Source organism: Streptomyces sp. NPDC111507 (assembly GCF_055638955.1).
Genome location: NZ_JBVKBU010000007.1, coordinates 100,558 through 113,226, shown reverse-complemented (window position 1 = coordinate 113,226; position 12,669 = coordinate 100,558). Strand labels below are relative to the sequence as shown.

12 protein-coding genes are annotated in these 12,669 nt (G+C 71.6%); 8 read left to right on the top strand and 4 right to left on the bottom strand.

Annotated features, from left to right (window positions below; translation table 11 throughout):
* The first annotated feature begins 550 nt into the window (after positions 1-550).
* Genes ACZ7M2_RS27630 through ACZ7M2_RS27595 form a run of 8 tightly spaced genes read left to right on the top strand, consistent with a single transcriptional unit; the run spans position 551 to position 8,623 of the window.
* Complete coding sequence (locus ACZ7M2_RS27630; protein WP_471597565.1) at positions 551-958, top strand: extensin; 408 nt, start codon at positions 551-553, stop codon at positions 956-958.
* Between the two features lie 48 nt (positions 959-1,006).
* A complete protein-coding gene (locus ACZ7M2_RS27625) occupies positions 1,007-1,432 on the top strand; it encodes a phage tail protein (RefSeq protein ID WP_054235291.1) in 426 nt (141 codons plus the stop codon).
* Positions 1,433-1,447: 15 nt separating this feature from the next.
* On the top strand, positions 1,448-2,176 hold the full coding sequence (locus ACZ7M2_RS27620; RefSeq protein ID WP_352047175.1) for a CIS tube protein: 729 nt from the start codon (positions 1,448-1,450) through the stop codon (positions 2,174-2,176).
* Positions 2,176-4,092: a VgrG-related protein gene (locus tag ACZ7M2_RS27615; protein ID WP_471597564.1), complete on the top strand. Its 1,917-nt coding sequence runs from the start codon at positions 2,176-2,178 to the stop codon at positions 4,090-4,092. Before ACZ7M2_RS27620 ends, ACZ7M2_RS27615 begins: the two co-directional genes overlap by 1 nt.
* Before the next feature lie 40 nt (positions 4,093-4,132).
* Complete coding sequence (locus tag ACZ7M2_RS27610) at positions 4,133-4,573, top strand: GPW/gp25 family protein (protein WP_352047177.1); 441 nt, start codon at positions 4,133-4,135, stop codon at positions 4,571-4,573.
* Positions 4,573-6,531, top strand: coding sequence for a putative baseplate assembly protein (locus tag ACZ7M2_RS27605; protein WP_471597563.1), 1,959 nt, complete (start codon positions 4,573-4,575; stop codon positions 6,529-6,531). The genes ACZ7M2_RS27610 and ACZ7M2_RS27605 overlap by 1 nt, the downstream gene beginning before the upstream one ends.
* Positions 6,528-7,085 carry a phage tail protein gene (locus tag ACZ7M2_RS27600; protein WP_060901264.1) on the top strand — a complete coding sequence of 186 codons (558 nt, stop codon included), beginning with the start codon at positions 6,528-6,530 and terminating at the stop codon, positions 7,083-7,085. Before ACZ7M2_RS27605 ends, ACZ7M2_RS27600 begins: the two co-directional genes overlap by 4 nt.
* Positions 7,082-8,623, top strand: coding sequence for an NADase-type glycan-binding domain-containing protein (locus tag ACZ7M2_RS27595; protein WP_471597562.1), 1,542 nt, complete (start codon positions 7,082-7,084; stop codon positions 8,621-8,623). The genes ACZ7M2_RS27600 and ACZ7M2_RS27595 overlap by 4 nt, the downstream gene beginning before the upstream one ends.
* Positions 8,624-9,124: 501 nt before the next feature.
* Here the strand turns inward: ACZ7M2_RS27595 and ACZ7M2_RS27590 are convergent.
* The 4 genes from ACZ7M2_RS27590 to ACZ7M2_RS27575 all read right to left on the bottom strand — a co-directional run bounded on the left by ACZ7M2_RS27590 (position 9,125) and on the right by ACZ7M2_RS27575 (position 12,642).
* Complete coding sequence (locus ACZ7M2_RS27590; RefSeq protein ID WP_352047180.1) at positions 9,125-10,342, bottom strand: SPFH domain-containing protein; 1,218 nt, start codon at positions 10,340-10,342, stop codon at positions 9,125-9,127.
* Positions 10,343-10,353: 11 nt separating this feature from the next.
* Entirely contained in the window at positions 10,354-10,605 is a 252-nt protein-coding gene (locus tag ACZ7M2_RS27585) for a hypothetical protein (protein ID WP_266424424.1), read from the bottom strand.
* A gap of 108 nt (positions 10,606-10,713) precedes the next feature.
* Complete coding sequence (locus tag ACZ7M2_RS27580; protein WP_352047181.1) at positions 10,714-11,595, bottom strand: hypothetical protein; 882 nt, start codon at positions 11,593-11,595, stop codon at positions 10,714-10,716.
* A 132-nt stretch (positions 11,596-11,727) separates the two neighbouring features.
* Positions 11,728-12,642, bottom strand: coding sequence for an ROK family protein (locus ACZ7M2_RS27575; RefSeq protein WP_471597819.1), 915 nt, complete (start codon positions 12,640-12,642; stop codon positions 11,728-11,730).
* Positions 12,643-12,669 lie beyond the last annotated feature (27 nt).

The following is a 12,669-nucleotide window of genomic DNA, read 5'->3' as shown; positions in this document are numbered from 1 at the left end:
ATCCCCGCCCCAGATGTCCGTGAAGCAGCACCGCGCGCCTCGCCCCGATACCACGACCCCGCGCCGTCTCGGCCTCGGTGCCCCCGTCGTCCAGCGCGTCGCCACCGAGCCCGCTCCGCCGCGGCAGGCAGCCGACACACCCGCCGTTCAACGCTCGACGGCTCGCCACACCCCTGCGCGCCCGCTGCCCACCGAAGGCGTTTCCCCCGGTCCCACGCCCCCGGCGACGCACGGCGCAGCCCCCGCCCCCGTCGTACAGCGTTCCTCCACTCCGAACACACCCATGCCTCGCCCGTCGGACGGACTCCCCCTTCCGGCAGACCCGGCGCGACCGGCACCCCCGACGCCACCGACGCCACCGACGCCACCGATTCAGCGCATGACCTCGACGGCCCCAGCGCAGCCAACGCCCTCAGCGCCCCCGACGAGTTCCGCGAGCCCCACCCCCAAAGCGGCCGTCCCCCTCAACGCAACCCCCGCCGCCCCACCCGTAGCCCTGCCGGTACAGCGCTCCTCGGCCGTACCTCCCGTACTTCCCGCACCCCCCGTAGTGCCCGCACTCACCGGCACCGGCACCGCACCCGCCACCACCATCACCGCACCTGCCACCCCCGTCGTGCCCCCAGCACTCCTCTCGGTCCAGCGGGACGTCAACCCGACGTCCCCTCCCGCGTACTCACCCGCCTCGCCGCCGACGCCACCACCGCCGCCTCCTCCGAGCGGCCCCCCGCCCCCGTACTCCTCGATCGAGCCGCCTCATCGGCCACTGCCCTCGCACGCCGAGCGCGAAGAGGCCCCGCCCGCGTACACCCCCGTCGATTTCGATCCCCGGTCCCTGACCCAGGGTCAGATCGACGAGCTGACATACAAGATGGCCGGGTCGATCACCCGCTTGCTGCGGACCGAACTCCGCCTCGAACGGGAGCGGATCGGCAAGTTGCGCGATCCCCGTCGCTGACCTCCACCACCCCGTACGACACGACACCCCAAGAAAGGCCGATCCCCGATGGCCACCGATCGAGACCCGGGCTCCACCATCTTCTTCACCCTCACCATCGACGGCGAGAGCCTCGGTTACTTCAACGGGTGTGAGGGACTCTCGTCGCAGGTGGAGATCGAACAGCGCCAAGAGGGCGGCAACAACGGGTTCGTGTGGCAGCTTCCGTCCCGCGTGACCTTCTCCAACATCCGGCTGACCCGCCCGCTGACACCGGACACCGCGAAGGTCGCGGCCTGGGTGTCCTCCGTGACCACGGGGGTCAAGCGGCCGACGGCGCAGATCGCGGCGCTGCGCGCGGACGGCTCGGAGGTGGCCCGCTGGGGTCTGCTCGACGTGCTCCCGGTCAGTTGGCAGGGGCCCTCCCTGGACCCGGCCAGCCCGGCCGTGGCCACGGAGGTGCTGGAAATCACCCACCACGGGTTCACGGACTAAGGAACGGCGAAGAACATGGCAGGCAAGTCAGGAAAGGGCGGCGCGGGCAAGAGTCTGGTGAGGGCCACGCTGGCCATTCACGAGCCGCCCATCGGCCGCAGCACCACCCCGGGCGGGTTGATCAAGACGTTCAACTTCGACTTCAACCCCTCGACGCTCTCGCTGAGCCGGCGCGCCCGGTGGAAGACCACCCCGACCGCGGCCGTACGGAAAGGGTCCCTCCCGGAGTTCATGGGGCCCGAGCCCCGCGAGATGACCGTCGAGATCTTCCTCGACTCGTCCGACGACCCGACCGGCAATTCGGTGCTGAAGAAGGTCGAGTCGCTGTTCTCCTGCTGCGAGGTGACGACGAAGAGCATCGCCGCCAAGCAGCCGTCCACTCCGTGGGTGGTGTTCCAGTGGGGGTCGTTCTCGACCGCGCGGTTCACGGCGTACGTCAGCTCGGTGGACGCCAGTTACTCCCTGTTCGGCACAACGGGCGTGCCGATCCGCGCCACCTGTCAGGTGCATCTGCACGAGATCCCCAGCAACACCAAGGGGCAGAACCCGACGTCGGGCGCGCTCACCGCACAGCGTGTGCACCGGGTCGTCGCGGGCGACTCGCTGCAGTCGCTGGCGTGGCGGGAGTACGGGAACGCGGCGGCCTGGCGGGCGATCGCCGAGGCGAACGACATCGACGACCCGAACCGGCTGTCGAACGGCACCGAGCTCGTGCTGCCCGCCGCCGAAGAGGTGGGTTTCTGATGGTCCAGCCTTCGTACTCCAACGTCGTCCACGTGACCGTGGACGACAATCCGGTCCCGGAGAAGATCGCCTCCGACCTCGTCGGCTGCTGGGTCGACCTCGGGGCGGGGGTGCCGGCCGCGTTCCGGCTGACCTTCCGCGACCCGGACCGGCTGGTGCTCGGCGAACTCGGCATCCAGTGCGGCACCCCGGTGACACTCGCGCCGGTCGCCGACGGCCAGGGCGCGGCCTCCCCGCTGCTGACGGGCGAGGTGACCGGCATGGAGACCGACTACGACGGCACCGGCACCTTCACCGTCATCCGCGGCTACGACATGGGCCACCGTCTGATGCGCCAGCGCAGGGTCGCCGCGTACCGCAACCAGACGGCCGCGGACATCGCGAAGAAGCTGGCCACGATGAACGGCATTCCGATCGGCAAGGGGAAGGGCGGCATCAAGCCCACCACGACGGTCTACGAGTTCATCAGTCAGGCCAACGTGACCGACTGGGACTTCCTCGCCCGGCTGGCCGACGAGAACGACGTGGTCATGTCGCTGGACTCCGAGGGGAAGTTCCAGTTCGCCAAGGCCGACCCGGCCTCCACCGCGCCGCCGACCAGCACCCCCGGCGACAAGAGCCCCTTCGTCCTGCAGGGCGGCATCGACATACTGCGCTGCCGGGCCGCGGTCACCTCCGCCGACCAGGTCGCCAAGACCGAGGCGCGCGGCTGGAACATCACGACGAAGAAGAAGCTCACCGCCACGTCGCCCGCCACGTCCAACGACGGCTTCGCCATCGGCACCACCCCGCAGAAGACGGCGCAGAAGTTCAAGACCGCCAAACTGGTCGAGACCGACACACCCTACGACCGCCTGGCCGAGGTGAAGGTCGCCGCCAAGGCCCTCGCCGACGACGTGACCTCCTCCTTCGCCGAACTGGAGGTCATGGTGTTCGGCAACCCCAAGCTGCGTCCCGGTGTTCCGGTCACGCTGACCGACGTGGGCAAGCCGTTCGAGGGCAAGTACACGGTGACGTCCGTGCGGCACGTCTTCGGCTACGACGAGCACTACCAGACCTGGATCACCGTCAGCGGCCGGCAGTGGCGCTCCCTGTACGGGCTCACGTCCGGCGGGGGCACGGCCACCGCGCCGAAGCTGCCGAGCGTGGCCAACGCCCTGGTGACGAATGTGCAGGACCCGCTGAAGCAGGGCCGGGTCAAGCTCCAGTTCCCCTGGCTGGACGACGCGTACGAGAGCGACTGGACGCGAACCGTGCAGCTCGGCGGGAAGGGCGGCGGCGGGGTGTTCCCGTTCGACGTCAACGACGAGGTGCTGGTGGCCTTCGACCGTGGTGCCCTGGACCACCCGTTCGTCATCGGCGGCCTCTACAACGGCAAGGACAAACCGACCGTGGTCAGTGACGTACCACTGCACGACGGGCTGAAGAAGCAGGCGATCCGGCACACCCTCTCCGACCGGAAGGGCAACCGGGTGGACCTGCTCAGCCAGCAGACCGGTGCCCGCAAGCAGGGGGTGCGGATCGCCTCCGGCAACGACAAGCTGATCATCAATCTCGATCGCACGAAGACCGAGATCACCGTGGACAGCAAGGGCTCCGTCACCATCAAGGGCTCCCGGTCGGTTTCGGTCGAGGCCGGCACCGACCTCACCCTGAGCGCGCGCCGGAGTCTGACCATCAAGAGCGGCGGCCCGCTCAACATCGAGGGCCGCGGCCTGGTCAACCTCAAGTCGCTCGGCGGTGCGGTCACCGTCGACGCGATGGGGGCGCTCAGCCTCAAGGCGCTGGGGGCCGCGACGCTCACCGCCGGCGGCAGCGTGCAGGTCAACTCCATCGCGAATGTCAGCATTCGGGCCATCACGCTCGCCTTGCAGGGTGTGGTGCTGGTCAACAACAAGCCGTATCCGCTGCCGTGACGGCCGGAACGTTCTTCAGGAGTAGGCGGGTGGCCCTCTGATGGCCGAGCAGTTCGTTGGATCCGGCTGGGCGTTCCCCCTGCGCATCGGTCCCACCGGTGGCATCGCCTTGGTCAGCGGGGAGCGGGAGATCGAGGAGGCCATCCGGCTGGTGCTGGCCACCGCGCCGGGCGAGCGGCCGATGCGGCCGGAGTTCGGCTGTGCCATCCACGACCTGGTGTTCGCGCCGGTCAACGAGGCGACGGCGGGCCGGATCCAGCACGAGGTGTACACCACCCTCGACCGCTGGGAGCCACGGATCGAGGTCAACGACGTCGAGGTGACGGCGGGTCCCGACCAGGGCGTGCTCTTCATCGACGTGCGCTACTCGATCCGCGGCACCAACAACCCGCGCAGCCTGGTCTTTCCGTTCTACGTCATCCCATCCCACGAGGAGCCCGACGCCTCCGGCGCGGGCAACTCCCTTGAAAGCGACCGCTGATGGCACTGCCCTCCCCGAACCTCGACGACCGCCGCTTCCAGCAGTTCGTCGACGACGCCAAGCGCTACATCCAGCAGCGCGCCCCCGAATGGACCGACCACAACGTGTCGGACCCCGGCGTCACCCTCGTGGAAACGGTCGCCCACATGGCCGACCAGATCGTCTACCGGCTCAACCGCGTCCCCGAGAAGAACCACCTGGCGTTCCTCGACCTCGTCGGCATCACGTTGTTCCCGCCCTCGGCCGCCCGAACGGACCTCACGTTCTGGCTGTCCGCGCCGCACGAGGAGCCCATCGTGCTGCCCGTGGGAACCGAGGCCGCCACCGTGCGCACCGAGAACGAGGAGGCGGTCGTCTTCGCGACCGAGCGCGAACTGACCGTGGTTCCCTGCTCGTTGCGTCGTCTCGTCGTGCAGCAGAGCGGTGGTGCGGTCACCGACCGGACCGCCGATCTCGCCGAGGGCAAGGACGTGCTGTGTTTCGCGGAGGCACCGAGCCCCGGTGACTGCATGCTCCTCGGCCTCACCGCCGCCGTACCGCACTGCGCGCTGGGCCTGGAGCTCGACAGCCGGGTCGACGGTGTCGGTGTCGATCCGCGGCAGCCGCCGCTGGTCTGGGAGGCGTGGACCGAGGACGGCTGGGCGGCCTGCGAGGTGGACCGGGACGGCACCGGTGGTCTGAACCGGCCCGGTGAGGTGGTCCTGCACGTGCCGGGCGGCCACACCCTGTCGCGCACCGGAGGCCAGGAGGCGGGCTGGCTGCGCTGCCGGGTCACCGAACCGCTGTCCGACCAGCCCTTCTACACCACGTCTCCGACCATCCGGTCCGCCGACGCGTTCACCCTCGGCGGGACCACCTCGTCCATCCACGCGGAGACCGTCCAGGACGAGGCGCTCGGCGAGTCCACCGGTCTGCCCGGGCAGCGGCTGCGGCTCGCCCACTTCCCCGTCGTGGGCGACACCCCGCCGGTGTTGTTGCAGAGCGCCGAGCGCGACGGCTGGGTCGACTGGGACGTCGTCCCCCACTTCGCCGCGTCCGGTCCCACCGACCGGCACATCACCCTGGACGCGGCGACCGGCGAGATCGCCTTCGGGCCCGCCGTCCGCGAAGCCGACGGCACGATGCGCCAGTACGGGACGGTGGCGCCCAAGGGGGCCGTGATCCGCGCCCGCCGCTACCGCACCGGGGGCGGCCGGGCCGGGAACGTCGCCCGGGGCGCCGTCCAGGTGCTGCGCAGCTCGGTGCCGTACGTGGCCGACGTCGTCAACCGGGAGGCCGCCCGGGGCGGCGTCGAGGGCGAGACGGTCGAGGAGGCGAAGACCCGGGCGCCGATCACGCTGCGCGCCCAGGAGCGGGCCGTGACCCTGCGCGACTACGAGGAACTGGCCCGGCGCGCCGCCCCCGAGACGGCCCGTATCACCTGTCTGGAGGGCGAGGAGAGCGAGCACGGCGCCTACGCGGTCCGTGTCCTGGTCGTCCCGCAGGCCGTGCCCGACCCCGGCGGACGGCTGCGCTTCGAGCAACTCGTCCCCGGCGACTCCCTGTTGCAGCGCATCACCCGCCACCTCGACGAGCGCCGGCTGATCGGCACCCGGCTCGCGGTCGGGCCGCCCTTCTACCAGGGCGTCACCGTCGTCGCCACCGTGCACGCCTTCCGCGGGGTGGACACCGACCGGGTGCGCCGCCAGGCCCACGACGCGCTCTACCGCCATCTGGACCCGCTCACCGGCGGCGCGGACGGCACCGGCTGGCCGTTCGGCCGGCCCGTGCAGGCGGGCGAGGTCTTCGCGGTGCTGCAACGTGTGCCCGGCGTCGAACTCGTCGACGCGGTGCAGCTCCACCCCGCCGACCCGCTGACCGGCAAGCGCGGCGACCCGACCGACCGGATCGACCTGGAGGCCCCTTCGCTGGTGTTCTCCTTCGACCACCGGGTCCGCGTCATCGGAGACGGCTCGTGAGGGGCTCCATCGACGGCCTGGAGTCCTCGGCGCCGATCGGCGGCATGCTCCCCGCGGTCTTCGCCGACGACGACCTGGCGCTGCGCTTCGTCGCGGGTCTTGACGAGGTGGTCGCGCCGATCCTGCTGGCCCTCGACTGTCTGCACACCTACTTCGACCCGGCGCTCGCACCGGCCGACTTCGCCCGCTGGCTGGGCACCTGGGTCGGCGCCGAGGTCGACGGCACGGAACCGGACGCGCGGCTGCGCGCGGCCGTCGCCGCCGCCGCGTACCTGCATCGCGTACGAGGCACCCGCCGCGGCCTGTCCGAAGCGGTACGCCTCGCCTTCGGTGTCGAGCCGGAGATCACCGAGAGCGGCGCCGCCGCCTGGGACCCGCGACCGCTCGGCCCGGTCCCCGGCGACCGTCGCCCCCGGCTGCACGTCACGCTCCGGCTGCCCGAGCCGACCCCGGCGGACGAGTACCGGCTGGAGAACCTCGTGGCGGCCGCCCGTCCCGCCCACATGCCCTACACGGTCCAGGTGACCGCCGCCGAAAGGATCCCCGAGAAATGACCACCCAGACCCCAGGCACCGGCCCCGGGCGCGCCCCGGCCTGCGCCGAGTGCGGCACCCGGGCGGAGCCCGGCCAGTCCTTCTGCGACGCCTGCGGTGCGGTGCTCGACTGGGCCGGGGACCCGGCTCCGGCGGGGGTCGCGGCCCGGACCCGTCGTCCCGCGGCTGCCGCCGACGAGGCGGCGCCGACGGCCGGCGACCAGGGCTCCCGGGCGGCGGGATCCGCCGGGTCGGCCGAGGGCGAGCCGGGCTGGGACGCGTTCGCGCGACCGGGCGCCGGGACGGGAACGGCTCGTACGGCGCACGACGCGGCGTCCGGAGCCGGCGGGCGGCCGACGCCGGACGCCCTCGCGGACGCGGACGCGGACGCGGACACCGTGAGCGCCGACAGGACGGGCGCCGCGCGACCCGCCGACGGCCCGGACGAGGACGGTGGAGTGGGCGGTGGGCCGGCCGGACCGGACGCGCCGGCCCCTGGTGCGCCGGTGTTCGGTGACGCGGCGCGTCCGAGCCCGATGAGCGACGACACCGCGCGTCCCCACCCGGCCCCCGTCGCCGTCCACGGCTCCGTACCGGCCGCTCCCGCGCGGCCGGACGAGACCGCGGCCACCGAGCCCCTGCCCTCCGCCGCCCCCGACCGGGACTCCGCGGCCGAGCGGGCCAGGTCCCTGCTGGTGCCGGTGGCGGACCCGGAACCGCGGGTCGCGCCGTCGGTGACACCCGTACTGCCCGGCCGCCCCGCGGCGAGCCGCCCGCAGGTCCGCACCCCGGTCGCGGAGCCCGGTGCGGACGGGGGTGTGCCCTGTCCCTGGTGCGCCACTCCCAACCGGCCGGACCGGCACTTCTGCGGGCGTTGCGCCCTGTCGATGGCCGGGGAGCGGCAGGTGCCGGGCCGGCTGCCCTGGTGGCGCCGGGTGCTCAACTCCCGCAACGGAGAGGTGCCGTGGGCCGGGGACCGGCCCCGACTGCGGCGGGGCTTCGGACGCGTCATGAACTGGGTGGTCGGCGCGGTGGTGCTCGGCCTGCTGGTGTTCGCCGTGATGAACACCGGTACGGCCGTGCAGGCGGTGAAGGACCACTTCGCCAAGCGGGTCCCGGTCGGCCCGGACCACGTGAAGGCGTCCCGTTCCTTCGGCGGCCACGGCGCGGGGCTCGCCTTCGACAAGCTCAACAACACCTGGTGGGGACCCGGCGTCTCGGGGGCCGCGGACGGCGAGTGGCTCGAGGCCCGCTTCGAGCAGCCCACCCGGCTGCTGGACGTGATCATCACCTCGGGCACCTCGAACCACGCGGACCAGCTCACGAAGTCGGCGCTGCCGCACCGTATCGAGGCGCGGATCACCACGGCGAACGGCAAGACGAGCACCCGCTTCCTCACCCTCGACCAGGTCGCGGGCGGTCAGCAGCGCAAGTTCCGCGTGGGTGATGTCACGGCGGTCCGTTTCATCATCCGCTCGGCCTACGGCACGGCCAAGGACAAGCAGGTCTCCATAGCCGAGATCGAGTTGTTCGGTCCCTCGAGCGCCAACGACTCGTAGGGACACCGACGGTTCGTGGGGAAGGTGCCATTCCTTGGTCGGGTGGTTCCGGTTCTGGCCGAACTGGGAGGATGAGTCCCGCGGCACCACCGCGGCCTTACCGTAGAGGGAAGGCACCAGACCCGAGGAGAAGCACTACCTGTGCACGACGCACCCATCTACGCCCAACTGATCTCCGAACGAGGGGACATACCCCTGCAGGTCCGCAACGAGGCCCGCAGAATCCAGCGCGAACTCGAGTGGATCCTCAACAGGGATCCCTCGTCGGGCGGTCTCCACCCGAGACCGTCCGGTGCTCCGGGCCCCGGCCCTCGCGCGCTGCCCCCGTCCCTTCCTCCCGGGAACGGCTCCACCGGCTGGCTTTCCTGACGGGACGTCCCTACCGGTGTACCGCCCGGGTGGGAGCGTGCCGCCGTCCCCAGGGAACGGCGGCCGCTTCACTCCGTCACTCGTCCACCACCGCACCGGGCGCAAGCGCCGTCACGGTACGGCAGCCTCGGGTCAGGTCGTCGAGGACGGGCCGCCCTCCGGCTCGTTCCCGTCCCTGTCCTGCTGTTCCGGGGTCCGCCGGTAGCTCTGGAGCTCCAGCAGCCCTTCCGTCTTCTCCGAACGCCCCCCGGACTTCTGATCGCCCGCGTTCTGACCGTTCAGGTTCTGGCGGACCGAGTCCAGGATCGTCAGGCCCTGGGCGACCAGCCCGGCAGCGATCTCGCCCAGGCCGTCCGCGCCGTTCAGGACGTTGACGTTGGCGCCGGCGAGACCGCCCGCGGCCTCCTTCACGATCAGCGGGAGCTGGTCGATCAGCATCCGGTCGAGCGCCACGCGGTCGTGCGAGGCGGCGGCCTCGGCCTGGATCTTCATGCGTTCCGCATCGGCGATGGCGAGCACCTTGATCCGCTCCGCCTCGGCCTCGGCAGGCTTGACGATCTCGGCGACGAGCTGCTGCTGACGCAACTGGGCCGCCCGCTGGGCCAGTTCGGTCTGCGCGGCGAGCACCTCCTGCTGGGCGTGCGCCTGCGCCAGCGGTCCGGCCTGGGCGGCCTGCGCCTGGGCGCGGTCCACCTCGGCCGAGTACTCCGCCTTCACGATCGCGGTCTGGCGGGCGTACTCGGCCTGGTTGCGCGCGGCCACCTGCTCCGCCTCGACCGAGGCCTGGGTCGCCTGGGCCTGCGCGATCTGGGCCTGCCGCTGGATGGCGGCCTTGTGCGGTGCGGACATGGCCGCGATGTAGCCGGTGTCACCGTCGTCGATCGACTGGATCTGCAGCGAGTCCACGATCAGACCGATCTTCGCCATCTCGACCTTCGAGGTGTCCAGGACCTCCGCGGCGAGCTTCTGCCGCTCGGTGACGATCTCCTCGACGGTCATCGAGCCGATGATGGCCCGCAGATGACCGGCGAAGATCCGGCCGGTCAGCACCGACATCTGCTCCTGGTCGGAGAGGAAGCGCTGACCGGCGTTGATGATGCTCTCGGTGTCGTTGCCGACCTTGAAGGCGATGACGGCGCGGACATGCAGGGCGATGCCCTGCCTGGTGACACAGGTCTCGGTCACCTCGGCCTCGCACATCGACAGCGTGAGGAAGCGGGTCTTGCGGAAGACGGGCAGCACGAACTTTCCGTGCCCCGTGACCACCCGGAACGGCGCGCCCCCCAGTCCCCGCCTGCCTCCCGAGATCAGCATCGCCTCGTCGGGAGCGGGAACGCGGTAACCGAACATCCTGTTTCTCCTTAACCGGCGTCGACGGAATCGCCGTCCAACGCGTCCAGCGGATCGACCCAGCGGATGACGTCGACCTCACGGCATCCTCTGGATTCGACCACGAGCACGGTCGCCCCCATCGGCAGGGGCTCCTGCGACCAGGCAAGGAAGGTCTCGGATCCGCCTCTGACCCGCACGAGTATCTCGCCGGGACCGGCGGTTCCCCGTGTGCCGATGAGCAGCTCCCCGGTACAGCCGATCACGGCCTCGTCCTGCACCACTGTCGGCCGCCTCCCCATTTCTCTGGTTCTGCTTCCGACCTTAGACCTCCCCCACCTCGGACGCCTACGCTCCCGTCGCCGCCGGTGTCACTCCCCGCGTGCGGACGCTCAGCTCTTGGTGAACCGGTAGGTCTTGCTGTCGGTCAGGACACAGAAGCCGGGCGACACGACGATCACGCGCAGAGTGCCGGTGCGCCGGTCGTAGTCGATGCCCTCGGCCTCGAAGGTGCCCGAGCAGGAGCTGCGCAGCGGGAGCTGACGCAGGGCGGTGACATGGCCCGTCACGTCGCCGCTGCCACTGGGGGCGGCGGACAGGTCGATCTGCAGCAGCGGCTTGGTGATGCCGAAGAGGGTGCCCGCCGGGTCGTCGGAGGAGCACAGCAGCTGGGTCGCGGTGACGAAGTCGCAGCCCTGTACGTCACGGACGGCGTGGTCGAGGTTGATGGTGGAGGCCTGCGGGAGGTTGGCCGAGGGGGAGGTGCTCGGGTTCACGCCGGGGGTCGGGAACACCAGCAGCCGGGTCATCGTGCCCCACTCCCCCGACACCATCCACTGGCCGTCAGGGGAGATGGTGTCGAAGGAGTTGTTCAGCGCCTCGCCGGGGCTCAGCGCGTGGACGTACTCCGACCAGGCGCCGCCGGGCGCCTGCACCCGGTACATCTTGGAGCTGCCGGAGTCGCTCTGGTACGGCTCGACGTAGTAGCCGTTGTAGGAGGCGTCCGGGTCGCCGACGTGGTTCCAGCCTCGGCTGCTGACGCCGATCGGGATGGTGCCGATCCCGGTGTAGTGGTTGGGGCTGCCGGCCGGAACCTCGACCGAGGTCAGGCCCTGGCTCTCGGTCAGCGGGTCGGCGCGGTCGGAGCCCACCTCGGTCCAGGTGTCGGCGGCCGACGCGGGTGTGGTGACGGAGACGGACAGCACGGCGGCCGTGGCGAGGGTGACGAGTCCGGCCAGGACCGCGTGACAACGTTGCCGGGCGGGCATGCGCATGAGGTTCTCCTCGGTGGGGGGTGCGGTTTCGGCGCACAGTCTGGCCCTTCAACTGCGGTCATGTACAGACCAATGAAGGAGCGTTGGCCGTCAACTCACCCACCGACCCACGGCAGTTACCCACCCCGCCCCCTACACCCTTGTCACCGCCCCGAGTTCCGTCCTGGCCCGGGACGCCGCGCCGATCGCCACCGCGCGGCTCCCCAGCCGGGCCCGTACGACCCGGATCGCCTGTCCGCTGACCGGCGGCTCGGCGGCGAGCGCGGCGGCGATCGACGGTTCGAGGAGGTCCCAGGCCCGGCTGACCCCGCCGCCGATCACGAAGGTAGTGAGGTCCACCAGGCCCGCCGTGATCAGGATCGCGCGGGCGACGCCCGCCCCCGCGGCCCCGTAGACGGCGAGCGCCTCGGGGTCGCCGTCGACCGCCGCCTCTGCGATGCCCCGGGCGGTCAGGGAGCGCCCCGTCCGCTCGCCGTAACGGGCCGCCAGGGAGCGACCGGAGGCGAGCGTCTCCAGGTGGCCACGGCCGCCGCAGGTGCACGGCAGGTCGCCGAAACCGGGGAGATGGCCGATCTCGCCTGCTGCCCCGTGCGCCCCCTCGAACAGCGCACCGTCCAGCCACAGCGCGCCCCCGACCCCGGTGCCGAGCGTCATCCCGAGTGCGGCGGGCTCTCCCGCGACGGCCCCCTTCGCGACCTCGCCACGCAGGAAGGCGTTGACGTCGTTGTCGAGGAAGGCCGGTACGCCGAGCACGTCCTCGACCGTCGCCGTCACCGGGAACCCGGCCCAGGAGCGGAAGGAGTCGCTCGCCACGAGGATGCGGCCGGCCCGGCTGTCGACGACACCTGCCGCGCCGACGCCGACGCCCAGCAGTCGCGAGGCCGCGCGTGCGCGGAGCGGATCCAGAGCGTCGAGCGCGGCGCGGACCATCGCCCGTCCGCCCTCGGCCGCCGGTGTCGGCACCTCCACGGAGTCGACGACGGTGAGGTCGGCCGCGCAGAGCACGACCTGGGTGGTCGTCCCGCCGATGTCGACACCGGCGTACACCCCGGGCGTCGGGGGGCGGCTCCCGGA